Here is a 26,908-nt window from a genome sequence, read left to right on the forward strand (position 1 = left end):
ATCGACCCCCGGTTAAAAAAAGCGACCGCCCCGGATATAAAGAGGCGGTTATTCAATTACAGACCTTTGATGTTCTCAGCTTCCAGCTCGTTGAAGTATTTCAGCGTTTTCACTTTCAGCTCCATGGTGGACGGTTCGTCACACACGACAACCGCTTTTGGATGCAGCTGTAAGCAGCTGATCGTCCACATATGGTTCACGTTACCTTCAACGGCAGCCTGAAGCGCTTGCGCTTTCACCGCGCCCAGCACCAGAATCATCACTTCTTCGGCATCCAGCAGCGTGCCCACGCCCACGGTCAGCGCGTATTTAGGCACCTGATTGACGTCGCCGTCAAAGAAGCGGGAGTTAGCCACGCGCGTATCATGGGTCAGCGTTTTAATACGGGTACGGGAAGCTAGTGAAGATGCCGGTTCGTTGAACGCGATATGACCATCGTTGCCTACGCCGCCCATAAACAGGTGGATTTTACCGTAGGAACGGATTTTTTCTTCATACTGACGGCATTCTGCGTCAATATCAGGCGCGTTTCCATTCAGCAGGTTAATGTTTTCAGCCGGAATATCAACGTGATCGAAGAAATTACGGTGCATAAAGCTGTGGTAACTTTCCGGATGTTCCTTCGGCAGGCCGACATATTCGTCCATGTTGAAGGTCACAACGTGTTTAAAGCTAACCTGGCCCGCTTTGTGCATTTCAACCAGAGCTTTATACGCGGTCAGGGGCGTGCCACCGGTTGGAAGACCGAGAACGAAAGGACGATCGGCTGTTGGTTTGAACGCGTTGATGCGGTTAACGATATGACGAGCAGCCCATTTTCCGACTTGTTCAGCTGTTGCCAGGGGAATCAGTCTCATTATTCACCTCTAAAGTTTAAGTAAAAGTGGGCGGATGATTAGTGCAACCTGAACTAAGCGTAACCTGGAACCTTTCAGGCCGGATCAATCCGTCTTGATTTTTTGAATGGTAAAATAAGTTTTCGTCTTTAGCCAGTGAAAGGGAGGGTTTAATACGATATTTGGTGACAATAATCACAAAAAATAGGTGTTTAATTTGCGATACGAATTAATTTTTCACACACTCACACTGCCAGTGAATCATCAACTGTATCTATCGTTCGTGACACAATAAAAACATAGTTTATGCGCGAGTCTTAACAAAGGGTCTCGTAGGGGGAATAGGATGAATATTTTAGGTTTTTTCCAGCGCCTCGGTAGGGCTTTGCAGCTCCCTATCGCCGTGCTACCGGTTGCAGCGTTGCTGCTGCGATTCGGGCAACCCGATCTTCTTAACGTGCCGTTTATTGCCCAGGCAGGCGGTGCAATTTTTGACAACCTGGCGCTGATTTTCGCCATCGGTGTGGCGTCAAGCTGGTCAAAAGACAGCGCTGGTGCCGCGGCACTGGCAGGGGCTGTCGGTTACTTCATCCTCACGAAAGCGATGGTAACCATCAACCCTGAAATCAATATGGGTGTGCTGGCAGGTATCATTACCGGCCTGGTGGGTGGCGCCGTGTACAACCGTTGGGCAGGTATCAAACTTCCTGACTTCCTGAGCTTCTTCGGCGGTAAACGTTTTGTGCCGATTGCGACGGGCTTTTTCTGTCTGATCCTCGCCGCCATCTTTGGCTACGTTTGGCCACCGGTGCAGCATGCTATCCATGCGGGTGGCGAGTGGATCGTGTCTGCGGGCGCAATGGGCGCGGGCATCTTCGGTTTCATTAACCGTCTGCTGATCCCAACCGGTCTGCATCAGGTACTGAACACCATCGCCTGGTTCCAGATTGGTGAGTTCACCAACGCGGCCGGCGCGGTATTCCACGGTGATATCAACCGCTTCTACGCAGGCGACGGCACCGCGGGCATGTTCATGTCTGGCTTCTTCCCAATCATGATGTTTGGTCTGCCTGGCGCGGCGCTGGCAATGTACCTGGCTGCGCCGAAAGCGCGTCGCCCAATGGTTGGCGGGATGCTGCTGTCCGTTGCGATCACCGCCTTCCTGACCGGCGTGACCGAGCCACTGGAATTCCTGTTCATGTTCCTGGCTCCGCTGCTGTATCTGATGCACGCGATCCTGACCGGTATCAGCCTGTTCGTCGCCACCCTTCTGGGTATCCATGCTGGCTTCTCCTTCTCCGCAGGCGCCATCGACTATGTGTTGATGTACAACCTGCCGGCGGCAAGCAGCAACGTCTGGATCCTGATGGTGATGGGCCTGATCTTCTTCGTTATCTACTTCGTTCTGTTCAGCGCGGTTATTCGTATGTTTAACCTGAAGACGCCGGGCCGCGAAGATACGAAAGATGATGTTGTGACCAGTGAAGCCAACAGCAATACCGAAGAGGGTTTAACCCAGCTGGCAACCAACTACATTGCCGCTGTGGGTGGCACCGACAACCTGAAAGCGATCGATGCCTGTATTACCCGTCTGCGTCTGACCGTAGGTGACTCCGCACGCGTGAGCGATGCAATGTGCAAACGCCTGGGTGCGTCTGGTGTGGTGAAACTGAACAAACAAACCATCCAGGTTATCGTGGGTGCGAAAGCCGAATCTATCGGCGATGAAATGAAAAAAGTGGTTGCCCGTGGGCCGGTCGCTGCCGCCTCAACGGATAACGCGCCAGTGGCTGACGCGCCGGTTGCAAAACCGCAGGCTGTGCCAAACGCGGTGACCATCGCTGCGCTGGTTTCTCCGGTGACAGGTGACGTTGTTGCGCTTGAGCAGGTGCCTGACGAAGCGTTCGCCAGCAAAGCGGTCGGTGACGGCGTGGCGGTGAAACCAACGGACAAAACCGTGGTCTCTCCGGCTGCCGGTACTATCGTGAAAATCTTCAACACCAACCACGCGTTCTGCCTGGAAACGGAAAAAGGCGCGGAGATCGTTGTTCATATGGGTATCGATACCGTTGCGCTGAACGGTCAGGGCTTTACTCGTCTGGTGGAAGAGGGTGCTGAAGTGGCGGCAGGTCAGCCGATTCTGGAAATGGATCTGGACTTCCTGAATGCCAACGCGCGCTCCATGATAAGCCCGGTCGTGTGCAGCAACATCGACGACTTCAGCGGTCTGGTGATCCAGGCGCAGGGTCAGGTGGTTGCAGGCCAGACGCCACTGTATGAGATTAAAGGCAAGTAATCGCTCCTGAGTAGAGTTATGCCTTTAGCGGCGGGGGATATCCTCCGCCGCTTTTTTTTGCAGCAATTGCCCCCATTATTTTCTTCCGGGACGTTTTAAGGGTTGTCACTACGTCCGGCTTATAAGATCATATGCCGTTATACGTTGTTTACGCTTTGAGGAATCCACGATGAGTGAGGCAGAAGCCCGCCCGAGTAACTTTATTCGTCAGATCATCGATGAAGATCTGGCCAGTGGTAAGCACACCACAGTCCACACGCGTTTCCCGCCGGAGCCAAATGGCTACCTGCACATTGGTCACGCCAAATCGATCTGCCTGAACTTTGGTATTGCGCAAGATTACCAGGGGCAGTGCAACCTGCGTTTCGATGACACCAACCCAGTAAAAGAAGACATCGAATACGTTGAGTCGATTAAAAACGACGTGCAATGGCTGGGCTTCAACTGGTCTGGCGATATCTGCTACTCCTCAGACTACTTCGATCAGCTGTATGCCTATGCGGTTGAACTGATTAACAAAGGTCTGGCATACGTCGACGAATTGTCTGCTGACGAAATCCGTGAATACCGCGGTACGCTGACTCAGCCTGGTAAAAACAGCCCGTTCCGCGATCGTAGCGTGGAAGAGAACCTGGCGCTGTTTGAAAAAATGCGTGCCGGTGGCTTCGAAGAAGGTAAAGCGTGTCTGCGTGCCAAAATCGATATGGCGTCTCCGTTCATCGTGATGCGCGATCCGGTGCTGTACCGCATTAAGTTCGCTGAACACCACCAGACCGGTAACAAGTGGTGCATCTACCCGATGTACGACTTCACCCACTGCATCAGCGATGCGCTGGAAGGCATTACGCACTCTCTGTGCACGCTGGAATTCCAGGACAACCGTCGTCTGTACGACTGGGTGCTGGATAACATCACCATTCCTGTGCATCCGCGTCAGTACGAGTTCTCTCGTCTGAACCTGGAATACACCGTGATGTCCAAGCGTAAGCTGAACCTGCTGGTCACCGACAAGCACGTTGAAGGCTGGGACGACCCGCGTATGCCCACCATCTCTGGCCTGCGTCGTCGTGGCTATACCTCGGCGTCTATTCGTGAGTTCTGCAAACGTATTGGCGTTACCAAGCAGGACAACACCATCGAAATGGCGTCTCTGGAATCCTGCATTCGCGAAGACCTGAACGAAAACGCGCCGCGCGCGATGGCAGTGATCGATCCAGTGAAACTGGTCATCGAAAACTATCCGCAGGGTGGAAGCGAACTGGTCTCGATGCCTAACCATCCTAACAAACCGGAAATGGGCACCCGCGACGTGCCGTTCAGCGGTGAAATCTGGATCGATCGCGCCGACTTCCGTGAAGAAGCGAACAAGCAGTACAAGCGTCTGGTGCTGGGCAAAGAAGTGCGTCTGCGTAACGCCTATGTGATCAAAGCCGAGCGCGTAGAGAAAGATGCGGAAGGTAACATCACGACCATCTTCTGTACGTACGACGCAGAGACGCTGAGTAAAGATCCGGCGGATGGCCGTAAAGTAAAAGGTGTAATCCACTGGGTGAGTGCGCAGCATGCGCTGCCGGTTGAGATCCGTCTCTACGATCGTCTGTTCAGCGTACCTAACCCAGGCGCTGCGGAGGACTTCCTGGCGGTTATCAACCCTGAGTCGCTGATTATCAAGCAGGGGTATGCCGAGCCGTCTCTGAAAGCCGCTGAAGCCGGTAAAGCGTTCCAGTTTGAACGTGAGGGTTACTTCTGCCTGGACAGCCGTTACAGCACGGCGGAAAAACCGGTATTTAACCGTACCGTCGGTCTGCGTGATACCTGGACTAAGATCGGCGAATAATCACGCTGGCATGGTCAATGAGAAACAAACGCCGCGTAATGCGGCGTTTTTTTATTTAACGATCATGTCGTTAAGCATCGGGATGATGAATTAAAGCCAACATTCCAGGTCAATGTGGTGCTACTTATTTTATTTAAAAAAGTTTGTTGTTTTCCAAAAAACAGAAACGCTGAAAAATATATTCACAATATCAATGTTACTTACTGAAAATTAGCGTATTCCCCCGCCAGTACTTGCTTCCCGGTAAATGTTACAAAGCACTACGAAATATGTGCTCTTCGTCATAATCCTGACTTTTGCCTGATAAAAGCATTGATAATTCGCGTCGCGAAAAATAACCTAAAGACGGTAGTTAATTCGAGGGTATTTCTGACTACCCCTGACCACTTGGTCTTTTCTGTTTTTCGCCGTTTAAGGCGTTTTAATTCGTCAAAGAGGAATAATCTATGCGTACGTTCAGTGGCAAACGTAGTGCGCTGGCGCTGGCTATCGCCGGTGTGACAGCAATGTCGGGCCTGGTGGTTGCGCCAGAGGCAAAAGCAGCAGGTTTCATCGAAGATTCCACCCTCACGGGCGGTATTTATTACTGGCAGCGTGAGCGTGACCGTAAAGACGTCACTGAAGATAAATACAAAACCAACCTTTCTCACTCGACCTGGAACGCCAACCTTGATTTCCAGTCGGGATATGCCGCCGATATGTTCGGGATCGATATTGCAGCGTTCACCGCAATTGAAATGGCCGAAAATGGCGACAGCGGCCATCCGAACGAAATTGCGTTCTCCTCCAGCAATAAAGCCTACGACGAAGACTGGTCCGGCGATAAAAGCGGAATCAGCCTGTATAAAGCGGCTGCAAAATTCAAATATGGTCCGGTCTGGGCGCGTGGAGGTTATATCCAGCCAACCGGCCAGACGCTGTTAGCACCGCACTGGAGCTTTATGCCAGGTACCTATCAGGGTGCGGAAGCCGGTGCTAATTTTGACTACGGCGATGCGGGGGCGTTGAGCTTCTCCTATATGTGGACCAACGAGTATAAAGCGCCGTGGCACATTGAGATGGACAAGTTCTATCAGAACGATAAAAAAACCAAAGTTGATTATCTCCACTCGCTGGGGGCGAAGTACGACTTCAAAAACGATCTGGTGCTGGAAGCTGCTTTTAGTCAGGCTGAAGGCTATATCGATCAGTACTTTGCTAAAGCCAGCTACAAATTTGATATCGCGGGTAGCCCGCTGAGCACCAGCTATCAGTTCTACGGTACGCGCGACAAAGTCAGTGATGGCAGCGTAAATGATATCTATGACGGCACCGCGTGGTTACAGGCGCTGACCTTCGGTTACAAGGTAGGTCAGGTTGATTTACGTCTGGAGGGAACATGGGTCAAGGCAGAAGGGCAGCAGGGCTACTTCCTGCAACGTATGACGCCAACCTACGCCTCTTCCAATGGTCGTCTGGATATCTGGTGGGATAACCGCTCTGACTTTAACGCCGACGGCGAAAAGGCGGTCTTCTTCGGCGCAATGTATGACCTGAAGAACTGGAACCTGCCTGGCTGGGCGGTGGGTGCGTCCTACGCGTACGCCTGGGACGCGAAGCCAGCAGATATGGCTACGCCAGACGCCTACTACGATCCGAACTACCGTCTGAAAGAGTCTTCATACAGCCTGGATGCGATTTACACCCTTCAGGAGGGCCGTGCGAAAGGCACGATGTTCAAACTGCACTTCACCCAGTATGACAACCACTCCGATATCCCGAGCTACGCGGGCGGTTACGGCAACATCTTCCAGGATGAACGTGACGTGAAATTCATGGTGATTGCGCCATTCACAATCTTCTGATGAACACGCAGGCGGGCGAAATCCCGCCTGCATGGAGACTGCATATGATGAAAAAAATGGTAATCGTTGCGCTGCTGGCATCGGGGCTGGTGGCGTGTGCGCAGGATCAGGCGCAGAAAGAAGACTCCCGTCTGAAGGAGGCGTATAGCGCCTGCATCAATACAGCACAAGGATCGCCAGAGAAGATTGAAGCCTGCCAGAGCGTGCTGAATGTGCTGAAAAAAGAGAAAGCGCATGAGCAGTTTGCGACGCAGGAAAATGTTCGCGTGATGGATTACCAGGCCTGTATCCAGGCGCGGAAAAGCGGTAACGATCAGGAAGTGGCGAAGCGTTGCGATAAGATCTGGGACGAGATTCGCAATAACAATAAATAAGTTGCTTTATGCCCGGTGGCGCTGCGCTTACCGGGCCTACAACGGTGTCACAGCCCGTAGGCCCGGTAAGCGCAGCGCCACCGGACTTTTTTCAGGCAAAAAAAAGCCAACCTTACGGCTGGCTCAGAGTATGAACACGATATTATTTCGCGTCGTGCGCGTGGTCGTCTTCGCGGCAATCGCCTTCAGCGCAGTGACCGTACAGGTACAGGCTGTGGTTGGTCAGGCGGATGCCATGACGGGCGGCGATTTCACGCTGGCGTGATTCAATGGAATCATCGCTAAATTCAATGACCTTGCCACAGTCGAGGCAGATCAGGTGATCGTGGTGATGCTGCTGAGTCAGCTCGAACACGGATTTACCGCCTTCGAAATTATGACGAGTAACAATGCCCGCGTCATCAAACTGGTTCAGCACACGATAGACGGTTGCCAGCCCAATCTCTTCACCCATATCGATAAGACGCTTATAAAGGTCTTCCGCACTGACATGGTGATTGTCTGGCCCCTGAAGCACTTCAAGGATTTTTAACCGAGGAAGCGTTACTTTCAGGCCAGCTTTCTTTAATGCGGTATTGTTGTCAGTCATGCGGAATCTGTCCTGTTGCTAAACGATTCACTTCAAAAGAAGAAGTGACAGAAAATGCACTTGGGATAATGCGTCTCATTATAGAACTGCCATGGCTAAATGAAAACTGCAAGTCTCAAGCAAAGTATGCTTATAAAAACGTGGTATCACCAACAAACTTGTTCGATGGCACCCACTTTTTACCAGGGGGATATTGTACAGGTCTGGGCGAAAAAGTTAAAAGTTTGTAGCAATTAATTTAATCGGTTTTACCTGGAAAACGGGCGCAACCGGAGTTGCGCCGCAGGGATATCAGGCGTTAAGGATATCGTCCAGGTTCAGCTCTTCACGAACCTGCTTAACCCATTTTTCTACACGCTCAGCGGTCAGCTCTGGCTGACGGTCTTCATCAATGGCCAGGCCAACGAAGTGATCGTCATCTGCCAGACCTTTGGACGCTTCGAAATGGTAACCCGCCGTTGGCCAGTGACCGACGATCGCCGCACCGCGTGGCTCAATGATGTCGCGAATAGTGCCCAGCGCATCACAGAAATACTCAGCATAGTCTTCCTGATCGCCACAGCCAAACAGGGCAACCAGCTTGCCGTTGAAGTCTACTTCTTCCAGCGTCGGGAAGAAATCGTCCCAGTCACACTGTGCTTCACCGTAGTACCAGGTCGGGATGCCCAGCAGCAGGATGTCATAGCCCTCGAGATCTTCTTTGCTGCTCTTGGCGATGTCATGCACATCAGCAACGTCTTTACCGAGCTGTTTTTGAATGTTTTTTGCGATATTTTCAGTATTGCCGGTATCACTGCCAAAGAAAATGCCGATGATTGCCATGAGTAAAATAACCTCTTGAAACTTAATGGTATGGTGGCGCAAATTGTCCACGGATAAGGGCAATAATAGCAGAACAGGCAACCCTGCGGAAACAGCTATCACGCAGGACTGCACTCTGTGCTACATGAAAAAGGTAATATTGGGGATTTTCTGACTCACGCCTTGCCGCGTAACGTCTCAAGCTGGGCGATCAGCATCTCTTCGATCAGTTCGCTGCGGCTGATGTTGCGCGCGTCAGCTAACTCGTTAAGCGCATCGACGGCATCGGCATTCAGCTTCAGTTCGACACGCTTAAGCCCACGATTTTTATCGCGTTTAAGCTGGTTGCGTTTATTGATACGCAGCTGTTCATCGCGCGAAAGCGGATTCGTTTTCGGTCGTCCCGGTCGACGCTCATTCGCGAACAGATCTAGTGTCGTACGGTCCGTTTGTTCTTTGGCCATGATTCTGAGACTTCGGGGGAAACACGCCGCCCTGCTAATGCCCGGGCGATAAGCGCGCCATCATACATCACCCAAATCCACACGCCAACGACTGGAAGCCCGTCGTCTTCCGGTCGCTGGCTTTTTAATCAATTAGCTGTATCAGTAAGATAGCGGCGAATGGCGCGCAGGACGGCATCCGGTTTTTCCGCGTGTACCCAGTGTCCGGCACCGGCAATGACGTGAGCGCGAGCCTGCGGGAATTGCGCCAGCAGCGTGTCACGATACGCATCAGTGACGTAAGGGGAGTTGCCGCCGCGAATAAAAAGGGTAGGGTGCGGCCAGGCGGGGACGGTTTCCCAGCCCACAATATGCGAATACTGATCCCACAATACCGGGACGTTAAAGCGCCATTGTCCGTCAACAAACGATTTCAGCAGGAACTGAACTACGCCTTCCTCATCAAGATGCTCACGCATAACGGCAGCCGCCTGCTGGCGGGTTGCGACACCCGCTTCGGTGACCGCATTGATGGCGGTAAAAATCTCATCGTGACGGCGAACGTCGTAATTGACGGGCGCAACGTCGATGACCACCAGCCCGGAAATTCGCTCAGGGGCCAGCGCAGTGAGCGCCATCACCGCTTTGCCGCCCATTGAATGCCCGATAAGCGTCGCTTTCTGGATATTATTCGCATCGAGGGTGTCCCGCAGATCCTGCGCCATGGCTGCGTAGGTCATCTCCTCCGAGCGCCCAGAAAGACCGTGATTGCGCATATCAACCTGGAGGATCGCGTGATCGGTCACTAAATCGCGCGCCAGCACACCCAGATTATCCAGTCTACCAAATAGGCCGTGAACCAGTACGATGGGAGAATTATTGTTCGGCGATTGTGCAGTTTGCGCTCGGGTATTCAATTTCATGGCAAAGTTCTTTTTTTAGGTTTGTCAGGTTAGGGTATCATGTTGACCATTCTGCCGCCCGGGGGCAAGGATCCAGTTTAATCTGACTTTTGCCGCCAACCTGGTTTGACGCTATCCGCTGTTGGGATTTGACCTTATAATCTCAACGACTTGTATTCAGATAAGATATCGCACTGGATTAAGATGAAAACAATCGAAGTTGATGACGAACTCTATCAGTATATTGCCAGCCAGACGCGGCATATTGGGGAGAGCGCGTCCGACATTTTACGGCGCATGCTTAAAATTTCCGCCGCCTCACAGCCCACTCCTGTCACTAAAGATGTCGTGTCTCAGCCGAGCGTTGTTGCACAAGTAAAACCTGCCGTCATGCCGGCAAAAGACAAAGTGCGCGCGATGCGCGAGTTGCTGCTGTCCGATGAATATGCCGAGCAGAAAAAGGCGGTTAACCGCTTTATGCTGGTGCTGTCTACACTTTACTCACTGGATAACAACGCATTTGCAGAAGCGACAGAGTCGCTGCACGGTCGCACGCGCGTTTACTTCGCAGGCGACGAGCAGACCCTGCTGCAAAATGGCAACCAAACCAAGCCCAAACACGTTCCCGGTACACCATACTGGGTGATCACCAACACCAATACGGGCCGTAAGTGCAGCATGATCGAACATATCATGCAGTCCATGCAGTTCCCGGCGGAATTGATCGAAAAGGTTTGCGGTACAATTTAACCCTTGCATCAGAAGGACCAGGCAATGGCAAATCACAGCCGTGCAGGACAACCTGCACAACAAAGCGATTTGATTAACGTCGCTCAACTGACCGCGCAGTACTACGTGCTGAAGCCGGTGGTGGGCAACGCAGAACACGCAGTGAAGTTTGGTACATCTGGCCACCGCGGTAGTGCGGCGCGCCACAGCTTTAACGAACCGCACATTCTGGCCATTGCTCAGGCCATCGCGGAAGAGCGCGCCAAAAATGGCGTCACCGGTCCGTGCTATGTAGGGAAAGATACCCACGCCCTGTCTGAACCTGCTTTTATTTCCGTGCTGGAAGTGCTGGCGGCGAACGGCGTAGACGTGATTGTTCAGGAGAACAACGGTTTTACGCCAACGCCAGCGGTTTCTAACGCTATTCTGGTACACAACAAAAAAGGTGGCGCGCAGGCTGACGGCATTGTGATCACCCCGTCCCACAACCCACCGGAAGATGGCGGCATCAAGTACAACCCACCTAACGGTGGCCCGGCGGATACCAACGTCACAAAAGTGGTGGAAGATCGTGCCAACGCGTTACTGGCTAACGGTCTGAACGGTGTGAAACGCATCTCGCTGGATGAAGCCATGGCCTCCGGCCACGTGAAAGAGCAGGATCTGGTGCAGCCGTTCGTGGAAGGGCTGGCGGATATCGTCGATATGGCCGCTATCCAGAAAGCCGGTCTGAAGCTGGGCGTGGATCCACTGGGCGGCTCCGGTATTGAATACTGGAAACGCATTGCCGAGCACTACAAGCTGGATCTGACCATCGTGAACGATCACGTCGATCAGACCTTCCGCTTTATGCACCTGGACAAAGACGGCGCGATCCGTATGGACTGCTCCTCCGAATGCGCAATGGCTGGCCTGCTGGCGCTGCGCGACAAGTTCGATCTGGCGTTTGCCAACGACCCGGACTACGACCGCCACGGTATCGTCACCCCGGCAGGGCTGATGAACCCGAACCACTACCTGGCTGTTGCAATCAATTATCTCTTCCAGCACCGTCCGCAGTGGGGCAAAGAGGTCGCGGTGGGTAAAACGCTGGTCTCTTCCGCTATGATTGACCGTGTGGTCGATGCGCTGGGTCGCAAGCTGGTGGAAGTGCCGGTGGGCTTCAAGTGGTTTGTTGACGGTCTGCACGACGGCAGCTTCGGCTTTGGCGGTGAAGAGAGCGCGGGGGCATCCTTCCTGCGCTTCGACGGCACCCCATGGTCAACCGATAAAGACGGCATCATCATGTGCCTGCTGGCGGCGGAAATCACCGCGGTCACCGGTAAGAACCCGCAGGAACATTACAACGAGCTGGCGGAACGTTTTGGTGCGCCAAGCTATAACCGTATTCAGGCTGGCGCCACGTCTGCGCAAAAAGCAGCTCTGTCAAAACTCTCTCCGGAGATGGTCAGTGCCAGTACCCTGGCTGGTGACCCGATCACCGCGCGTCTGACGGCGGCGCCGGGTAACGGCGCATCGATCGGCGGCCTGAAAGTGATGACCGAAAACGGCTGGTTCGCCGCGCGTCCATCCGGTACGGAAGATGCGTACAAAATCTATTGTGAAAGCTTCCTCGGCGCTGAGCATCGTCAGCAGATTGAGAAAGAAGCGGTAGAGATTGTCAGCGAAGTGCTGAAAAACGCGTAAGTGGTGTTTGGTGCGGGCTGATGCCCTCACCCCGGCCCTCTCCCACAGGGAGAGGGAGAAAACACTAAAAACGGCAACCCATGGGTTGCCGTTTTGCTTTACCTAACTATGCTTATTCTTCAATTCAAATCTCGGCGATACCAGACCGTACAGCGTCCAGCCCATAAAGGTCACCATCGCCCCATACAGCATCGCCTCCTGACCGGACGAGTAGAGCGCATAGAAGCTGTAAATCGCCCCAATCAGCGCCACGATATTGGCCGCCCGGGCTTTGCGCGGATCCACCTTCGCCACCTTCTGAATAATCACCAGCGCCGCCATCGACAGAATGTACGGAATGATGTTCGTCACCACCGCCAGGTTGACCAGCACGTTAAACTGGCTGTTCAGTGACGGGCTGATGGTCATCAGCGACAATCCGCTCTGGAAGATGACAATCGCCAGCATGCCCTGCACCGGTGCATCCGCTTTGGTGACGCGGGAGAAGATTTTCGGGAAATAACCTTCGTCAGCGGAAGATTTGAATACCTGGGCGATGGTGAACTGCCAGCCCAGCAGCGAGCCGCAGCAGGACATCACCATCAGTCCCATGATCACTTTCCCTACCTCCGGCGTAAACATCTGCGCAAACGCCAGTCCGAACGGCGCCGTGGAGTTAGCCAGATCCATGTTGGGCACAATTCCCGCAATCACGTTGGTTGAGACGATATAGATCACCGCCGCCCCCAGCGTCCCGCCGAGTACCGCGATCGGCACATTTTTCTCCGGGTTTTCCACCACTTCCGCATTCGCACAGGCCGACTCCAGCCCGAGGAAGGCCCACAGCGTCATGGCGATGGACGATCCCACGGCGGTGAAGAACGGTACGTGATGCGGATTCCAGGAATTGGCGTACAGCGTCGGGCTGAACCAGAACCAGCCGATGATGCACAGGCCGACAACCGGGATGATGACGCCCCAGACGGTGATGCTGCTGAGCTGTCCGGTGATGCGCGCGCCGCCAAAGTTAGCGACGGTGCAGATCCAGAGCACGCCGATGGTCGCCAGCCCAATTTGCACCGGGGTCAGCGTCGTGCCAAACAGCTCTGTGCCGTAACCGACAGCGGAAATGGCAATCGCCACATTGGCGATCAGCAGCGACACGCCATAGGTATAGTTCGCCATAAAGTTACCGGACTTACCAAACGCATATTCGGCATAGCCGCCCATCCCGCCGGACTTGCGGCTGAACATACCGCACTTGGCAAACGCCCACGCCAGCGCCATCGAACCCACGGCGGTAACAAGCCAGGAGATAATCGAAATCGTCCCCACTTCAGCGAGCTTGGTGGGGAGCATGATGATCCCCGAACCCATCATATTCACCATGGTGAGAATAGTGAGTTGCACCACGCCCATCTTGTTGGCCTTACTCATAATTTTTCTCCTTTCAGCAGCGATGGCTGAGCGGCAGGTTGTTTGATGACGTAGCAGCGCACCTGTTTGCGACCGTCACACTCCTCGACGTAAACCCCCTGTAACTCCGGCGCAAAACCCGGCAGCAGATTGATCCCTTCTTCCAGCGCGGCGAAATAGCGCAGCACGGAACCGCCCCAGACTTCTCCCGGCACCACGCACAACACCCCCGGTGGGTAAGGCAGCGCGCCTTCCGCGGCGATACGGCCTTCCGCGTCGCGCAGGGACACCAGCTCGACCTCACCGCGCAGATAGGCATAGTTCGCCTCCTGCGGGTTCATCATGACGCGTGGGAAGTGAGACTTGCGGAACATCTCTTTTTGCAGTTGCTTCACGTTATGGCGGGCGTAGAGGTCATGCATCTCCTGACAAATCTGACGCAGGGTATAATCCGCATAACGTTCCGGATGTTGCTTATAAAGAGAGGGCAGAACCTCTTTCAGCGGCACATCGCTCTGGAGCAGTTTTTCGAAGCGCACCAGCTGGGCGACGAGCTGCTGCAATTTGCCCATGTCCTCCGCCGGGGTGAGCAGGAACAGAATGGAATTGAGGTCGCATTTTTCCGGCACGATGCCGTTTTCACGCAGGAAGTTGGCGAGGATGGTGGCGGGCACGCCGAAATCATCGTACTCACCGGTGCGGGCGTTGATGCCCGGCGTAGTTAGCAGCAGTTTGCAGGGATCGATAAAATACTGATGCTCGGCGTATCCCTCAAAGGCGTGCCAGCGTTCGCCCGGAACGAAATGGAAGAAGCGCAGATCGGTCGCAATCTCTGCCGTATCCCAGCTTTCCCATGGACGGCCATCCACCGTCTCCGGCACGAACGGACGAATAAACTGACAGTTCTGAAGGATCAGTTTCCGCGCTTCGATACCCGTCACCACGCAGTCCATCCACATGTTGCGCCCACTTTGCCCCTCGTGCATGCGGGCGTTGATATCCAGGGCGGCAAACAGCGGATAAAAGGGGCTGGTGGAGGCGTGCATCATAAAGGCGTTGTTGAGGCGTTTATGCGGGACATAGCGCGGCTGGCCTTTTATGTGGCTGTCCTTCTTATGGATTTGCGAGGTTTGCGAGAAGCCCGCCTGCTGCTTATGCACCGACTGGGTCACCAGAATGCCCGGATCGTTTTCGTTCAGCTCCAGCAGCAGCGGCGAGCAGTCGGCCATCATCGGGATAAACTGCTCGTAACCCACCCAGGCGGAGTCAAACAGAATGTAATCGCACAGGTGACCAATCTTATCCACCACCTGACGGGCGTTATAAATGGTACCGTCGTAGGTGCCCAGCTGGATCACCGCCAGACGGAACGGACGTTCATCCCGCGCACGGCCAGGCGCGACCTCTGACACCAGCTCCCGCAGGTAGCTCTCGTCGAAACAGTGTGCGTCGATACCGCCGATAAACCCGTACGGGTTGCGCGCCGTTTCCAGATACACCGGCGTCGCGCCCGCCTGTAACAGCGCCCCGTGGTGATTAGATTTATGGTTATTGCGATCGAACAGCACCAGATCGCCTGGCGTGAGCAGGGCATTGAGCACCACCTTGTTAGAAGAGGAGGTGCCGTTCAGCACGAAGTAGGTTTTATCCGCATTAAAGACTTTTGCCGCATGCTGCTGGGCGATGCATGGCGCGCCTTCGTGGATCAGCAGATCGCCCATTGCCACGTCGGCATTGCACAGATCGGCGCGGAAAAGCGTTTCGCCAAAGAAATCGACAAACTGGTTTCCGGCCGGATGGCGGCGGAAGAACTGGCCTCCCTGATGTCCGGGGCAGTCAAACGCGCTGTTCCCCTGCTGGACGTAATCGACCAGCGCGCGGAAGAACGGCGGGCGGAGCTGGGTTTCGTACTTCTGTGCAGCCGCTTCAAGCTGGCGTCCGTAGTACGCATTGCTGGTGTCGGAGTACTCAAAAACGCCGTGAATACGCGACAGAAATTCAGCCGGAACCCTTTCTTCTTTATGCGTGGCAATAAACACCGGGATACCGAATCCCGTGGCTTCAATTTCTTCTATGGCGCCATTGAAAATATCGCTGACGGCCAGAACCACGGCTGCCACATCAATATAATCTGATGCGGTGATATCCACGATGTCGCGCGAAGTGGTAAAGCATTCAGGGCAGGCACGGCTGACGGCAATTTTTAACGTTTTCATCTTTATCTCTTTATTTCATGCAATATGGGGCCCTCGACTTCTTGCGGTAAAGAAATCGATTATTTCCGGAAAAAAAAGCAAAGCGTGTCCGCTGATACGAAATCAGTTAATTGCTTTTTTGCTGAGTAGAATTCAGTCCGCCCGGTTGCGGAGAATCTGAATCACAAGGAATGAGCGCAGGTGTTCACAGGCAACAGCCTGTAAAATAGCGTTTTTCAGGATAACCTGTAAGCAGATGCGCCAGAAGTCGAAGGACTACCGGGCGTTAAAGAGATGAAAGTCAAAACAGTTACGGTGGGCAAACATCATGATATGTGTTGTCCGCCTGATATGGGGCATTAAACGATTATTGTTTTCCATGTTCAGTTTCCTTTCAGTAATTGAAAGCATGGTCATTTTATCCAGGAAAAAGGGATTAACTGTGAAACAGATCACCAATAACCGATCATTTTAGAAATAATTAATCGTTTTGAGTGAATAACGCAGATCAAAATGCTGTTTTGTTGGTTCGGTGTTAATTTGATGTTTTAATTGTGTTTAAAGAGGGCGGATATAGCTATGAAAATAAACTCATCGTTATTTTCATGGCTATATTAAGGCTGGTATGTTTTTTATTTAAAATTAAAGTGAATACTTATTCAGATCATAAACCGATATCCGATACCGGTTTCTGTTAATAAATGACGAGGACGCGCGGGATCGGCTTCAAGTTTCTGGCGAAGGTGTCCCATATAAATGCGTAAATAGTGACTATGCTCGACAGCATTCGGTCCCCAGACCTGGCTTAACAGCTGTCGCTGCGTTAACACTTTTCCGTGGTTATTGAGCAGCACGGCCAGCAGACGAAATTCGATAGGCGTAAGGTGGATCTCTTCTTCCCCTCGCACGATGCGGCGGGCGGCAAGATCGACGCGGATATCGCCAAAGGCGTACACCGGATCGGAAGGGGACGTGGCACTGTGTCGACGCAGCGCCACACGAAGCCGGGCCTGTAACTCGCCAATGCCAAACGGTTTGATCAGATAATCATCCGCTCCGGCATCCAGCGCGGCGATTTTATCCGTCTCTTCGGTGCGGGCAGAGAGCACCAGAATGGGCATCTGGCTCCACTGACGCACCTCACGAATAAAATCGATGCCGTCGCCATCCGGAAGTCCCAGATCCAGGATCACCAGATCTGGCTTGCGGGTGGCGGCTTCAATTAACCCCCGTTGAAGCGTACCGGCTTCATGCACGCGCAAGCCGTCGCCTTCCAGCGCGGTACGCAGAAATCGGCTGATAGCGAGCTCATCTTCAACAATCAGAACGTTAATCACAAATCCTCTGGTAATTCATCAAGTTCTGGTGGGGTTTCAAGAGGAAGTGTAACACAAAAGCGTGCCCCACCTTCCGGGCGGTTCTCTGCGGAAATGGTGCCACCATGCACGTCGACAATCGCCTGGCAGATCGCCAGACCCAGCCCAACGCCCGGAATGGCGGATTCCTTATTACCGCGCGCAAATTTTTCGAATATGGCGCGCTCCTGACCGGCCGGAATACCCGGCCCGTTATCCCAGACGTCGAGCCGCAGCACACGTTTATCCACCCTGGCAGCAATCCCCAGCCGGGCCTTTGTCCCGGCGTATTTAGCCGCGTTTTCCAGCAGATTAATCAGCACGCGCTCAAACAGCGGGCCATCCACATGGATTAACGTCAGGGGTTCCGGCATGTCCAGCTCAATATGGCGCCCGCCGAGACCCGGCTCCAGCATCTTCAGCGCACTGCCGACAACCTCCTCAAGGGTGAGCCACTCTTTTTTGAGGTTAAACCCGCCGGACTGAATGCGCGCCATGTCCAGCAGGTTGTTCACCAGGCGCGTGGTATTCAGCACGTGCTGGCGAATTTCGCTGGCCTGCATCGCGTGCTTTGATCCTTCCGCCGCCAGATCCAGCGTCAGAATTTCGGACTGGCCAAACAGCACGGTAAGCGGGGTGCGCAAATCGTGAGACAGCGCTGCCAGCAGCGAATTGCGAATACTTTCGCGCTCGCTTGCCAGCCGCGCCTGCTCTTCGCTGGCGGTGAGCGCCAGCCGTTCAAGGGCGCTGGCGACCAGCAGGGTGAAGGTTTCCAGCAGGCGCTGCTGCTCTGGGATCATCAGCTGACGCAGGTTAGACGGCTCGACGATGACCAGCCCGTGATTTTTATCCGCGCTGCGCAGCGGCAGGATCTGGTAAGGCACGCCGGGCAGCGTGTCGGTGCCGGCGCCGGCAGGTAACCCCTTATCGAAACTCCAGCGGGCAATCGCTTCATCCCAGGGCGTCATCCCCGAAGGGGAGGTCAGCGGGCGAAGGCGCCCCTGTTCGTCGGGGAGCAAAATCAGGTTACTGGCATGAAAGGTCGAACGGATAAACTGCTCGCTGGTCTGTACGATATCCCGCTGCGTGCGGCCAACCGCCAGCGATTTTGACATTTCATACAGATGGCGCGTGCGCTGCTCGCGATAGCGGGCAATGCGTGCCTGGTAGCGTACGCCTGCCGTCAGATTCCCGATCACCAGCCCGACGGTAAGCATCACGGCAAAGGTCAGAATGTACTGCACGTCCGAGACAGCAAGCGTCCCGCGCGGAGCGATAAAAAAAAGGTCGAAGCTGATGACGTTGATCACCGTTGCCAGCACCGACGGCCAGCGGCCATAAAAGAGCGCGACCACAACGACGCCGAGCAGATAAATCATGACCAGATTGGCGGCGTCGAAGGCGATGAGCCACTGGCTGGCAATCACCGTAATCAGGGCGCAAAGGACCACTGCCACCAGGCAACCCCGGATCTGAATGCGCCATTTATCGCCAAAGGTGCGAGCATCCGGCGTACGGTTGGGCAGTGGGGCGGGCTTGTCATCCAGCGCGACGATGACTAAATCAAGATCCGGCGCGCGGCGGGCCAGCCTGTCGGCAAAAGATTCGCGGCTAAACCAGCGGCGATGCTGTCGACGTCCAATGACAATCTTGCCCAGGTTGTGCTCGCGCGCGTAGCGCAGAATGGCTTTATCTTCCTGCGGTTCGGAAAGGGTGGCGGTTTCGGCACCCAGCTCCTGCGCCAGCCGCAGCGCGCTCAAAATGGCGCGACGCTGATTTTCTGGCAGGCCATGCAGCTGCGGCGTTTCGACGTAGACCGCGTGCCAGACGCTGCCAAATTTCGCTGCCAGCCGGGCGGCGGTGCGAACCAGTTTTTCGTTGCCGCTGCCGTGACCAATGCATAACAGAATGGCGTCCCGCGTGTGCCAGACGCGCTCTTGTCCCTGTAGGTCTCGCCAGGCGCGCATCTGGTCATCAACGCGATCGGCGGTGCGGCGCAGGGCCAGCTCGCGCAGGGCAATCAGGTTTCCTTTGCGGAAAAAATGTTCGATGGCGCGTTCGGCCTGGCCGGCAATATACACTTTGCCTTCGTGCAGGCGCTGGCGTAGATCGTCCGGCGGCAGGTCAACCAGTACGACTTCATCGGCAGAATCAAAAAACGGATCGGGGACGGTTTCCCGCACCTGGATACCGGTTACGCCGCTCACTACGTCGTTCAGGCTTTCCAGATGCTGAACATTTACCGTGGTGAAGACGTCAATGCCTGCCTCAAGCAGCTCCTCAACATCCTGCCAGCGCTTCGGATGGCGGGAGCCTGGCGCATTGCTGTGCGCCAGTTCGTCCATCAGGATCAGGGCAGGGCGGCGGGCGAGGGCGGCATCAAGATCAAACTCCGTGACCAGCCGCCCGCGATGGCTGATACGCTGGGGCGGCTGCGTCGCCAGCCCCGTCAGCAGCGCAGCCGTCTCTTTGCGACCGTGGGTTTCCACCACGCCGATGAGAATATCAAGCCCCTGCGCCCGAAGCCGCTGGGCTTCCGTCAGCATGGCGAAGGTTTTCCCGACGCCCGCGCAGGCGCCGAAGAAAATTTTCAGCTTGCCGCGGTGGGCTTCAGCCGTCTGTTCAAGCAGCCTGTCCGGATCCGGGCGCATGGGCTCGTCGGTCATTTAGTTCTTCCTTAGCGCGTCCAGCGCCAGATTCAGCTCAACAATGTTCACTATCGGCATGCCGATGAAGCTGACCAGCGGCTTTTGCGTATGTTCTGCGACCAGCTGGCTCACCTGCTCGACGGTCAGCTGACGGGCGGCTGCCACGCGTGGGATCTGCCACACCACCGCATCCGGCGTCAGGCTGTAATCCAGCCCGCTCGCGGAAGCGGTGATCAGCTCAACCGGCACCTCACGGCTGGCCTGCGGATTCGCGGCGCGCAGGGCGGCAACGCGTTCAGCAACGGCTTTGTCCAGGTCAGGATTACTGCCAGCCAGATTGCTGCCGCCGGAGGCCATTGGATTATACGGGCTTTCCGCAGTGGCGGAAGGGCGTCCCTGGAAGTAGCGCGGGTCCGTAAAGTTCTGCCCAATCAGACGCGAGCCGCGGTTTTCACCGTTCTGGATAATCAGCGAGCCGTTGGCCTGATCTTTAAACCACCACTGGCCCAGCGCGGTAGTCATCAGCGGGTAAAGCCCGCCGGTAATCAGAGACAGCAGAATAAACAACAGTATAGCGGGACGTAACATCGTCATTGGATCCACCTTTTAAACCAGCCCGAACAGCGTTAACAGCATGTCGATAACCTTGATCCCAATAAAGGGCACCACCAGCCCACCCAGACCGTAAATCCACAGGTTACGGCGCAGCATGGCGGCGGCCGACAGCGGCTTATAGCTCACCCCTTTCAGCGCCAGCGGAATAAGAAAGACAATAATCAGCGCGTTGAAGATCACCGCGCTCAAAATGGCCGAGGCCGGAGAGTGCAGGTGCATCACGTTCAGGGCATTCAACTGCGGGTAGGTTGCCGCAAAAGCCGCCGGAATGATGGCGAAATACTTCGCCACGTCGTTGGCGATACTGAACGTGGTCAGCGAGCCGCGCGTCATCAGCATCTGCTTACCGATATGTACCACTTCGATCAGCTTGGTCGGGTTCGAGTCGAGATCCACCATGTTGCCCGCCTCTTTTGCCGCCTGGGTACCGGAGTTCATCGCCACCGCCACGTCGGCCTGCGCCAGCGCCGGGGCGTCGTTGGTGCCGTCGCCGGTCATCGCCACCAGACGGCCTTCCGCCTGATACTGGCGAATGAGTGCCAGCTTCGCTTCCGGCGTCGCTTCGGAAAGGAAATCATCCACGCCCGCTTCGGCGGCAATGGCCGCCGCAGTCAGACGGTTATCCCCGGTGATCATCACTGTTTTAATGCCCATCTTACGCATCTGGGCGAAACGCTCTTTAATACCGCCTTTAACGATATCCTTCAGGGCGATAACCCCCAGAACGCTTGCACCTTCCGCCACCACCAGCGGGGTTGCTCCCTGACGCGCCACGCTTTCCACCAGGTTGTCGACTTCCGGGGGGAAGTGTCCATTATTGGCTTCAATATGACGGCGAATGGCATCAACGGACCCTTTACGGATCATCCGGTCCTGAATGTTAATTCCGCTCATTCGGGTTTGCGCTGTGAAGGGCACGAACGTGGCGTGCAGGCTCTGAACGTCGCGCTGGCGCAGGTTAAAGCGCTGCTTGGCGAGGATCACGATACTGCGGCCTTCCGGCGTTTCATCGGCCAGCGAGGAAAGCTGCGCCGCGTCAGCCAGCGTTTTTTCATCCACGCCGGGAGCAGGTAGAAAGTCAGAGGCCTGACGATTGCCCAGGGTGATGGTCCCGGTTTTATCCAGCAGCAGCACGTCTACGTCACCCGCCGCTTCAACGGCGCGTCCGCTGGTGGCGATGACGTTCGCGCCCAGCATCCGGCTCATCCCCGCCACGCCAATCGCGGAAAGCAGGCCGCCGATAGTGGTGGGGATCAGACAGACGAGCAGGGCGATCAGTACGGTGATGCTAACCGCTGTACCGCCGTAGGGGGAGAAAGGCCACAGGGTCGCCGTTGCCAGCAGGAAAACAATGGTGAGCGCCACCAGCAGAATGGTCAGGGCGATCTCGTTCGGCGTTTTACGACGCTGTGCGCCTTCCACCATGGCGATCATCCGGTCGAGAAAGGTTTCGCCCGGGTTAACGCTGCACTGGATCACCAGCCAGTCGGAAAGAATGCGCGTTCCGCCGGTAACTGAGGCGAAATCTCCGCCCGACTCACGGATCACCGGTGCGGATTCCCCGGTAATGGCGCTTTCGTCTACCGACGCGCCGCCCTCAATCACCTCACCGTCGCAGGGGATGATGTCGCCAGCTTCCACCAGCACCACGTCACCTTTGCGCAGTTCATCCGCCGGAACGTGGTCCATCTGCGCGCCGTATTTAGGTTCGCGTAATTTGCGTGCAAAGGCGGTCTTTTTTACCCCTTTCAGGCTGTTGGCCTGTGCCTTACTGCGGCCTTCCGCTAACGCTTCGGCGAAGTTGGCGAACAGCACGGTAAACCACAGCCACAGGCTGATGGCGGCGGTAAAGGTTGCATTCCCTGAAAGGTGTCCCGTTTCCATGGCAATCGCCAGTGCGGTGGTGAGTAAACTTCCAGTCCAGACAATAAACATCACCGGGTTGTGCCACTGCACGCGCGGGCTCAGTTTTTTTACCGCATCCATGAGGGCCTGACGAACTAACGTCGGTTCGAGCAGGGCCAGTTGTTTACGACTCATGACAAATTCTCCGCAAAATCAGCGTAAAGAGAGATATTCCGCAACCGGGCCTAACGCGAGGGCGGGGATAAAGGTCAGGGCACCCACCAGCAGAACGGTGCCAATCAGCAGGCCGACGAACAGCGCGCCGTGAGTCGGTAACGTACCGGTGGTGGTCGGCTGGATCTTCTTATTCACCAGTGTTCCAGCGATCGCCATGACGGGAATAATCACGCCGAAACGTCCGATGAACATGCAGAACGCCAGCAAACAGTTCCAGAACGGCGAGTTGGCGCTTAATCCTGCAAAGGCGCTGCCGTTGTTGTTGGCGGCAGACGAAACGGCGTAAAGCACTTCGCTAAAGCCGTGAATGCCCGGGTTAAAGATGCCGTTGCGCCCGGCGTCGGTCATCAGCGCCAGCGCGGTACCGAGCAGCACAAGGGTGGGGGTGACCAGAATTGCCAGCGCGGTTAATTTCATTTCACGGACGTCGATTTTTTTGCCGAGATACTCCGGCGTGCGACCGATCATTAGCCCGGCGATAAACACGGCGAGCAGAACGAACAACAGCATGCCGTACAGCCCCGAACCGACCCCACCGAAAACTACCTCGCCAATCTGCATCAGCCACATCGGGATCATGCCGCCGAGCGCGGTAAAAGAGTCGTGCATGGCGTTCACTGCCCCGCAGGAGGCCGCCGTGGTGACCACCGCATAGAGGCTGCTGGCAAGAATGCCGAAGCGGCTCTCTTTGCCTTCCAGGTTGATATTGCTGTTAGCCCCCAGCAGCATGAAGTGGCTGTTGCCGTTCCATTCGGCCCACATCACCAGTGCTACGCAGACCACGAAGATCAACGACATCGCCCACAGCAGCGTACGTCCCTGGCGGCGATCGTTAACCACATCGCCAAAGGCGAAGCAGAGCGCGGCGGGGATCAGGAAGATCGCCAGCATCTGTACAAAATTGGTTAATGCCGTTGGGTTTTCAAACGGATGCGATGAGTTGGCGTTGAAGAAGCCGCCGCCGTTGGTGCCCAGCATCTTGATCGCTTCCTGCGACGCCACCGGCCCCATAGGAAGGAGTTCCCTGGCCCCTTCAAGCGAGGTGTAAGGGGTATAAGGCAGCAGGTTTTGCAGAGTGCCTTGCTGAATAAAGAACAGGGCAATAATCAGCGCAACAGGCACCAGGATCCAAAGGGTGATGCGCGTGACATCAACCCAGGCGTTGCCGAGGGTGCTGACATTCTGACGGGCAAACGCGCGCGTCAGGGCGAAGATCACCGCGATACCGCTGGCCGCAGAAAGAAAGTTTTGCACGGTTAACCCGGCCATCTGGCTGAAGTAGCTGAGCGTGGTTTCACCAGCGTAAGACTGCCAGTTGGTGTTGGTGACAAAGCTGACCGCCGTGTTCAGCGCCAGATGCCAGGATAAACCCGGTAATTGCTGCGGGTTCAACGGCAGACTGCCCTGGAGCATCAGCAGCGTAAAGAGGGCAATAAGCCCCAGGATATTCAGAAGCAGTATCGCCATCAGGTACTGGCGCCAGTTCATTTCCCGGTCGCTGATACCTGAAATGCGCCAGAGCACGTTTTCAATATTTCGCGTGCCCGGCAATGGCACGTTGTTTATCAGACGCGCCAGCGCTGTTCCCAGCGGCCTGGCGAGCACAAACAGCACCAGTAAAAAGCTGGCAATAAGCAAAAACGCCTGAGCAGCCATCAGAATGCCTCCGCATTAATCAGGGCATAAATCAGATAACCCAATAACAGGAACACCAGCACGATGCCGGCAATCAGACCTGCACTCACAATCCACCTCCGGGTGACTTTTGTTGTTGTACAAACGGTAGGATTTATGGCGCAAAGATTTCGCAAAAATCAGAAGGGCAGGTGTAAAAAAAGTATAAAAAGGGAAAGACCACATTTTAACTATTGGTAAGTAAATCGTTAACTTTTTTGTAACTTAATTACAGGCGGGAATGTAAATATTCACGAAATGAATGAAAATAAGTGGTCGGATGAGTAGTAAAATTACAAACAAAGCGGTATTATTTTAACCAGGTCACAGATTTCACATTTTCCGGAGACGGTTTCCGGCCAACTACAGGGGAGAAAATTATGGATCTTTATAAAGAGTTTCCGGCTCATATCATTTTCATGCGTCGCACTTTCGCCGTAGTGGCTGGCGTGTTGGCCCTGCCGGTGATGCTGTTCTGGAAAGATCGCGCACGTTTCTACAGTTACCTGCACCGCGTCTGGGCGAAAACCAGCGAGAAGCCGGTGTGGATGGATCAGGCCGAGAAAGCGACCTGCGATTTCTACTGATACGGTGTGACATCGTAGCCATAAAAAAACCGCCTACAGCAATGTGGCGGTTTTTTTGTCCCTAGGGATTCGCGGTCCGTTGGGTGGTTTTCAAGCTCTCACACAGAGGCTTACAAGCATACTTCTGCTGGTTTAATAAGCAAACGCTTCACTCCTAAATAAATTCTTAAAAACAGGTTCAATGGATGACGCTTTGCTCACGTGATGCCTACTATGCAGCGTCCCTTTCCGCCATCTCGCAAATGGGCACCGGTCCCGGGAAAGGTGTTACCACAACCGTGAGTCAGGCTCCACACAGAGCTTGTGTCCACCGATTTATCACCGGTGGTGATAGGTGGAGCGGTTAGCAGCAGGGACCGCATAGTGAAACGCTATTTATGCATCGCGTTCATTGTCGCCAGCGCACTCGTTGTAAAGAGTGATAAACCGGATGTGTTTATTGCCTTTACCCTGATAGCGCAGGACAAGTAGCGTTAAGGCCGCCTCGGGCGGCCTTTTTTATTTCATCCCGTCTACACTTCATGGCAAAGTAGTTCAATGCGTGCCTTTTTCCTTTTACGGCATGCCCTTACGGACATAATGGACAATTGCAGGAGTTTTATGCCCACCCATCTGGTTTGGTTTCGCGCGGATTTACGCATTCACGACAACTTCGCTCTCGCGGCGGCCTGCCGCGCTAAAGACGCGAATGTGCTGGCCCTGTTTATCGCCACGCCTGAACAGTGGCGGCAGCATGACATGGCGCCCCGGCAAGCGGCACTACTCAGCGCGTATCTGAATGACCTGCAACATTCACTGGCTGAAAAAGGCATTCCGCTGATCTATAAAGAGGCCCATGATTTTGCCGCGCAGCGCCAGACGGTGCAGGCAATCTGCCAGCAGCACGCAGTAACGCATCTTTATTACAACTATCAGTATGAATTCAACGAGCAACAGCGGGATCGTCAGCTGGAGAAAACCCTTGCGGGCGTGGTCTGTGAAGGCTTTGATGACAGCGTGATGCTCGCGCCGGGCAGCGTAATGACCGGTAGCCACGAAATGTATAAAGTTTTCACGCCGTTTAAAAATGCCTTTATCAAACGCCTGAAAGAGGGACTACCTGAGTGCGTTACCGCCCCGACCGTGAGAGGGGAAACGATAACGGATCTGCCGGCGATCAGGCTGAATTATCCCCAGCAGTCGTTCGATGAAACAGTATTCCCCGCCAGTGAGAAAGCAGCTATTGACCGGTTGCGTCAGTTCTGCACGCAGGGGGCGGCAGAGTACGAGGCGCGTCGGGATTTTCCAGCGACTGAAGGCACCAGCCGCTTGTCGGCCTGTTTAGCGCTGGGCGCGCTCTCTCCGCGCCAGTGTTTACATCGCCTGCTGGCGGAACAGCCTCAGGCCTTAGACGGGGGGGCGGGCGCAGTGTGGCTGAACGAACTGATCTGGCGTGAGTTTTATCGCCATCTGATGACGTATCATCCTGATTTGTGTAAACATCGGCCCTTTATTCACTGGACCGAACAGGTACAGTGGCAGTCGAATGAGAAGCTGCTTAAAGCATGGCAGCGTGGGCTCACCGGCTTCCCGATTGTTGATGCGGCTATGCGGCAGCTCAATGAAACCGGGTGGATGCATAACCGTCTGCGTATGATTACCGCCAGCTTCCTGGTGAAGGATCTGCTTATCGACTGGCGAACCGGAGAGCGTTATTTTATCTCTCAGCTGATCGATGGCGATCTGGCGGCGAATAACGGCGGCTGGCAGTGGGCGGCCTCCACCGGAACGGATGCGGCTCCCTATTTTCGGATCTTCAATCCGACCACGCAGGGACAACGATTTGACGCCGACGGCGAGTTTATCCGTCGCTGGCTGCCTGAGCTAAAGGATGTCCCGGCCAAAGCCATTCATGAACCCTGGGTATGGGCGGATAAACAGCGTGTTACCCTGAACTATCCCCGTCCCATTGTCGACCATAAACAGGCGCGCGTCGCCACGCTGGCGGCGTACGAAGCCGCCCGAAAAGTTTGAGAGAATG

General features: G+C 54.8%; 22 protein-coding genes. 8 read left to right on the forward strand and 14 right to left on the reverse strand.

Translation table 11 applies throughout. The annotated features are described in order from the left end of the window. Positions 1–56 precede the first annotated feature (56 nt). A complete protein-coding gene (gene nagB / locus ACQG1Y_RS06735) occupies positions 57–857 on the reverse strand; it encodes a glucosamine-6-phosphate deaminase (RefSeq protein ID WP_003858663.1) in 801 nt (266 codons plus the stop codon). A gap of 325 nt (positions 858–1,182) precedes the next feature. Between nagB and nagE the strand changes: the two genes are divergently transcribed. The 4 genes from nagE to chiQ all read left to right on the forward strand — a co-directional run bounded on the left by nagE (position 1,183) and on the right by chiQ (position 7,187). After that, a complete protein-coding gene (nagE, locus tag ACQG1Y_RS06740; RefSeq protein WP_017382457.1) occupies positions 1,183–3,132 on the forward strand; it encodes a PTS N-acetyl glucosamine transporter subunit IIABC in 1,950 nt (649 codons plus the stop codon). 169 nt (positions 3,133–3,301) lie between these two features. Then, the gene (gene glnS / locus ACQG1Y_RS06745; protein ID WP_015571127.1) at positions 3,302–4,969 is read left to right on the forward strand and encodes a glutamine--tRNA ligase; all 1,668 of its coding nucleotides are present in this window, start codon (positions 3,302–3,304) and stop codon (positions 4,967–4,969) included. 446 nt (positions 4,970–5,415) lie between these two features. Further along, on the forward strand, positions 5,416–6,813 hold the full coding sequence (gene chiP / locus ACQG1Y_RS06750) for a chitoporin ChiP (RefSeq protein ID WP_426736701.1): 1,398 nt from the start codon (positions 5,416–5,418) through the stop codon (positions 6,811–6,813). Between the two features lie 47 nt (positions 6,814–6,860). Beyond that, entirely contained in the window at positions 6,861–7,187 is a 327-nt protein-coding gene (gene chiQ / locus ACQG1Y_RS06755) for a ChiQ/YbfN family lipoprotein (protein ID WP_032102682.1), read from the forward strand. 142 nt (positions 7,188–7,329) lie between these two features. Here chiQ and fur read toward each other — a convergent pair whose 3' ends face one another. The 4 genes from fur to ybfF all read right to left on the reverse strand — a co-directional run bounded on the left by fur (position 7,330) and on the right by ybfF (position 9,943). Then, on the reverse strand, positions 7,330–7,776 hold the full coding sequence (gene fur, locus ACQG1Y_RS06760) for a ferric iron uptake transcriptional regulator (protein WP_010428651.1): 447 nt from the start codon (positions 7,774–7,776) through the stop codon (positions 7,330–7,332). A 291-nt stretch (positions 7,777–8,067) separates the two neighbouring features. Beyond that, complete coding sequence (fldA, locus tag ACQG1Y_RS06765) at positions 8,068–8,598, reverse strand: flavodoxin FldA (RefSeq protein ID WP_003858653.1); 531 nt, start codon at positions 8,596–8,598, stop codon at positions 8,068–8,070. Positions 8,599–8,753: 155 nt separating this feature from the next. After that, on the reverse strand, positions 8,754–9,041 hold the full coding sequence (gene ybfE, locus ACQG1Y_RS06770) for a LexA regulated protein (RefSeq protein WP_003858652.1): 288 nt from the start codon (positions 9,039–9,041) through the stop codon (positions 8,754–8,756). A gap of 128 nt (positions 9,042–9,169) precedes the next feature. Further along, positions 9,170–9,943: an esterase gene (gene ybfF, locus ACQG1Y_RS06775; RefSeq protein WP_426736702.1), complete on the reverse strand. Its 774-nt coding sequence runs from the start codon at positions 9,941–9,943 to the stop codon at positions 9,170–9,172. Positions 9,944–10,126: 183 nt separating this feature from the next. Between ybfF and seqA the strand changes: the two genes are divergently transcribed. Both seqA and pgm read left to right on the forward strand, forming a co-directional pair. Further along, entirely contained in the window at positions 10,127–10,672 is a 546-nt protein-coding gene (gene seqA / locus ACQG1Y_RS06780; RefSeq protein ID WP_003858650.1) for a replication initiation negative regulator SeqA, read from the forward strand. 24 nt (positions 10,673–10,696) lie between these two features. Further along, positions 10,697–12,337, forward strand: coding sequence for a phosphoglucomutase (alpha-D-glucose-1,6-bisphosphate-dependent) (pgm, locus tag ACQG1Y_RS06785; protein ID WP_015571122.1), 1,641 nt, complete (start codon positions 10,697–10,699; stop codon positions 12,335–12,337). Positions 12,338–12,439: 102 nt separating this feature from the next. Here pgm and potE read toward each other — a convergent pair whose 3' ends face one another. From potE to kdpF, 9 genes are all read right to left on the reverse strand, one after another. Next, positions 12,440–13,753: a putrescine-ornithine antiporter gene (potE, locus tag ACQG1Y_RS06790; RefSeq protein WP_063413323.1), complete on the reverse strand. Its 1,314-nt coding sequence runs from the start codon at positions 13,751–13,753 to the stop codon at positions 12,440–12,442. Beyond that, a complete protein-coding gene (gene speF, locus ACQG1Y_RS06795; protein WP_063138440.1) occupies positions 13,750–15,948 on the reverse strand; it encodes an ornithine decarboxylase SpeF in 2,199 nt (732 codons plus the stop codon). The genes potE and speF overlap by 4 nt, the downstream gene beginning before the upstream one ends. 255 nt (positions 15,949–16,203) lie before the next feature. Next, complete coding sequence (gene speFL, locus ACQG1Y_RS06800; RefSeq protein WP_003858645.1) at positions 16,204–16,308, reverse strand: leader peptide SpeFL; 105 nt, start codon at positions 16,306–16,308, stop codon at positions 16,204–16,206. Between the two features lie 278 nt (positions 16,309–16,586). Next, positions 16,587–17,264: a two-component system response regulator KdpE gene (kdpE, locus tag ACQG1Y_RS06805; protein ID WP_003858643.1), complete on the reverse strand. Its 678-nt coding sequence runs from the start codon at positions 17,262–17,264 to the stop codon at positions 16,587–16,589. Then, the gene (kdpD, locus tag ACQG1Y_RS06810) at positions 17,261–19,948 is read right to left on the reverse strand and encodes a two-component system sensor histidine kinase KdpD (RefSeq protein ID WP_015571120.1); all 2,688 of its coding nucleotides are present in this window, start codon (positions 19,946–19,948) and stop codon (positions 17,261–17,263) included. The genes kdpE and kdpD overlap by 4 nt, the downstream gene beginning before the upstream one ends. After that, positions 19,949–20,524: a potassium-transporting ATPase subunit KdpC gene (kdpC, locus tag ACQG1Y_RS06815; RefSeq protein WP_032652982.1), complete on the reverse strand. Its 576-nt coding sequence runs from the start codon at positions 20,522–20,524 to the stop codon at positions 19,949–19,951. 12 nt (positions 20,525–20,536) lie between these two features. Beyond that, positions 20,537–22,585, reverse strand: coding sequence for a potassium-transporting ATPase subunit KdpB (gene kdpB, locus ACQG1Y_RS06820; protein WP_426736704.1), 2,049 nt, complete (start codon positions 22,583–22,585; stop codon positions 20,537–20,539). 18 nt (positions 22,586–22,603) lie between these two features. Further along, positions 22,604–24,283 (reverse strand): potassium-transporting ATPase subunit KdpA, encoded by a 1,680-nt coding sequence (gene kdpA, locus ACQG1Y_RS06825; protein WP_032652985.1) that lies wholly within the window; start codon positions 24,281–24,283, stop codon positions 22,604–22,606. After that, positions 24,283–24,372 carry a K(+)-transporting ATPase subunit F gene (gene kdpF / locus ACQG1Y_RS06830; protein WP_003858638.1) on the reverse strand — a complete coding sequence of 30 codons (90 nt, stop codon included), beginning with the start codon at positions 24,370–24,372 and terminating at the stop codon, positions 24,283–24,285. Before kdpF ends, kdpA begins: the two co-directional genes overlap by 1 nt. A 309-nt stretch (positions 24,373–24,681) precedes the next feature. Between kdpF and ACQG1Y_RS06835 the strand changes: the two genes are divergently transcribed. Then, positions 24,682–24,888: a YbfA family protein gene (locus tag ACQG1Y_RS06835; protein WP_003858637.1), complete on the forward strand. Its 207-nt coding sequence runs from the start codon at positions 24,682–24,684 to the stop codon at positions 24,886–24,888. A gap of 600 nt (positions 24,889–25,488) precedes the next feature. Then, the gene (gene phrB / locus ACQG1Y_RS06840) at positions 25,489–26,901 is read left to right on the forward strand and encodes a deoxyribodipyrimidine photo-lyase (protein WP_045349810.1); all 1,413 of its coding nucleotides are present in this window, start codon (positions 25,489–25,491) and stop codon (positions 26,899–26,901) included. Positions 26,902–26,908 lie beyond the last annotated feature (7 nt).

It is taken from the genome of Enterobacter cloacae complex sp. 397G4, from assembly GCF_050031515.1.
GTDB lineage: Bacteria > Pseudomonadota > Gammaproteobacteria > Enterobacterales > Enterobacteriaceae > Enterobacter > Enterobacter hormaechei_C.

What these genes read in the sequence shown, in the direction of transcription:
- nagB (WP_003858663.1), bottom strand. Translation starts at nt 857, where the DNA reads ATGAGACTGATTCCCCTGGCAACAGCTGAACAAGTCGGAAAATGGGCT.
- nagE (WP_017382457.1), top strand. Translation starts at nt 1,183, where the DNA reads ATGAATATTTTAGGTTTTTTCCAGCGCCTCGGTAGGGCTTTGCAGCTC.
- glnS (WP_015571127.1), top strand. Translation starts at nt 3,302, where the DNA reads ATGAGTGAGGCAGAAGCCCGCCCGAGTAACTTTATTCGTCAGATCATC.
- chiP (WP_426736701.1), top strand. Translation starts at nt 5,416, where the DNA reads ATGCGTACGTTCAGTGGCAAACGTAGTGCGCTGGCGCTGGCTATCGCC.
- chiQ (WP_032102682.1), top strand. Translation starts at nt 6,861, where the DNA reads ATGAAAAAAATGGTAATCGTTGCGCTGCTGGCATCGGGGCTGGTGGCG.
- fur (WP_010428651.1), bottom strand. Translation starts at nt 7,776, where the DNA reads ATGACTGACAACAATACCGCATTAAAGAAAGCTGGCCTGAAAGTAACG.
- fldA (WP_003858653.1), bottom strand. Translation starts at nt 8,598, where the DNA reads ATGGCAATCATCGGCATTTTCTTTGGCAGTGATACCGGCAATACTGAA.
- ybfE (WP_003858652.1), bottom strand. Translation starts at nt 9,041, where the DNA reads ATGGCCAAAGAACAAACGGACCGTACGACACTAGATCTGTTCGCGAAT.
- ybfF (WP_426736702.1), bottom strand. Translation starts at nt 9,943, where the DNA reads ATGAAATTGAATACCCGAGCGCAAACTGCACAATCGCCGAACAATAAT.
- seqA (WP_003858650.1), top strand. Translation starts at nt 10,127, where the DNA reads ATGAAAACAATCGAAGTTGATGACGAACTCTATCAGTATATTGCCAGC.
- pgm (WP_015571122.1), top strand. Translation starts at nt 10,697, where the DNA reads ATGGCAAATCACAGCCGTGCAGGACAACCTGCACAACAAAGCGATTTG.
- potE (WP_063413323.1), bottom strand. Translation starts at nt 13,753, where the DNA reads ATGAGTAAGGCCAACAAGATGGGCGTGGTGCAACTCACTATTCTCACC.
- speF (WP_063138440.1), bottom strand. Translation starts at nt 15,948, where the DNA reads ATGAAAACGTTAAAAATTGCCGTCAGCCGTGCCTGCCCTGAATGCTTT.
- speFL (WP_003858645.1), bottom strand. Translation starts at nt 16,308, where the DNA reads ATGGAAAACAATAATCGTTTAATGCCCCATATCAGGCGGACAACACAT.
- kdpD (WP_015571120.1), bottom strand. Translation starts at nt 19,948, where the DNA reads ATGACCGACGAGCCCATGCGCCCGGATCCGGACAGGCTGCTTGAACAG.
- kdpC (WP_032652982.1), bottom strand. Translation starts at nt 20,524, where the DNA reads ATGACGATGTTACGTCCCGCTATACTGTTGTTTATTCTGCTGTCTCTG.
- kdpB (WP_426736704.1), bottom strand. Translation starts at nt 22,585, where the DNA reads ATGAGTCGTAAACAACTGGCCCTGCTCGAACCGACGTTAGTTCGTCAG.
- kdpA (WP_032652985.1), bottom strand. Translation starts at nt 24,283, where the DNA reads ATGGCTGCTCAGGCGTTTTTGCTTATTGCCAGCTTTTTACTGGTGCTG.
- ACQG1Y_RS06835 (WP_003858637.1), top strand. Translation starts at nt 24,682, where the DNA reads ATGGATCTTTATAAAGAGTTTCCGGCTCATATCATTTTCATGCGTCGC.
- phrB (WP_045349810.1), top strand. Translation starts at nt 25,489, where the DNA reads ATGCCCACCCATCTGGTTTGGTTTCGCGCGGATTTACGCATTCACGAC.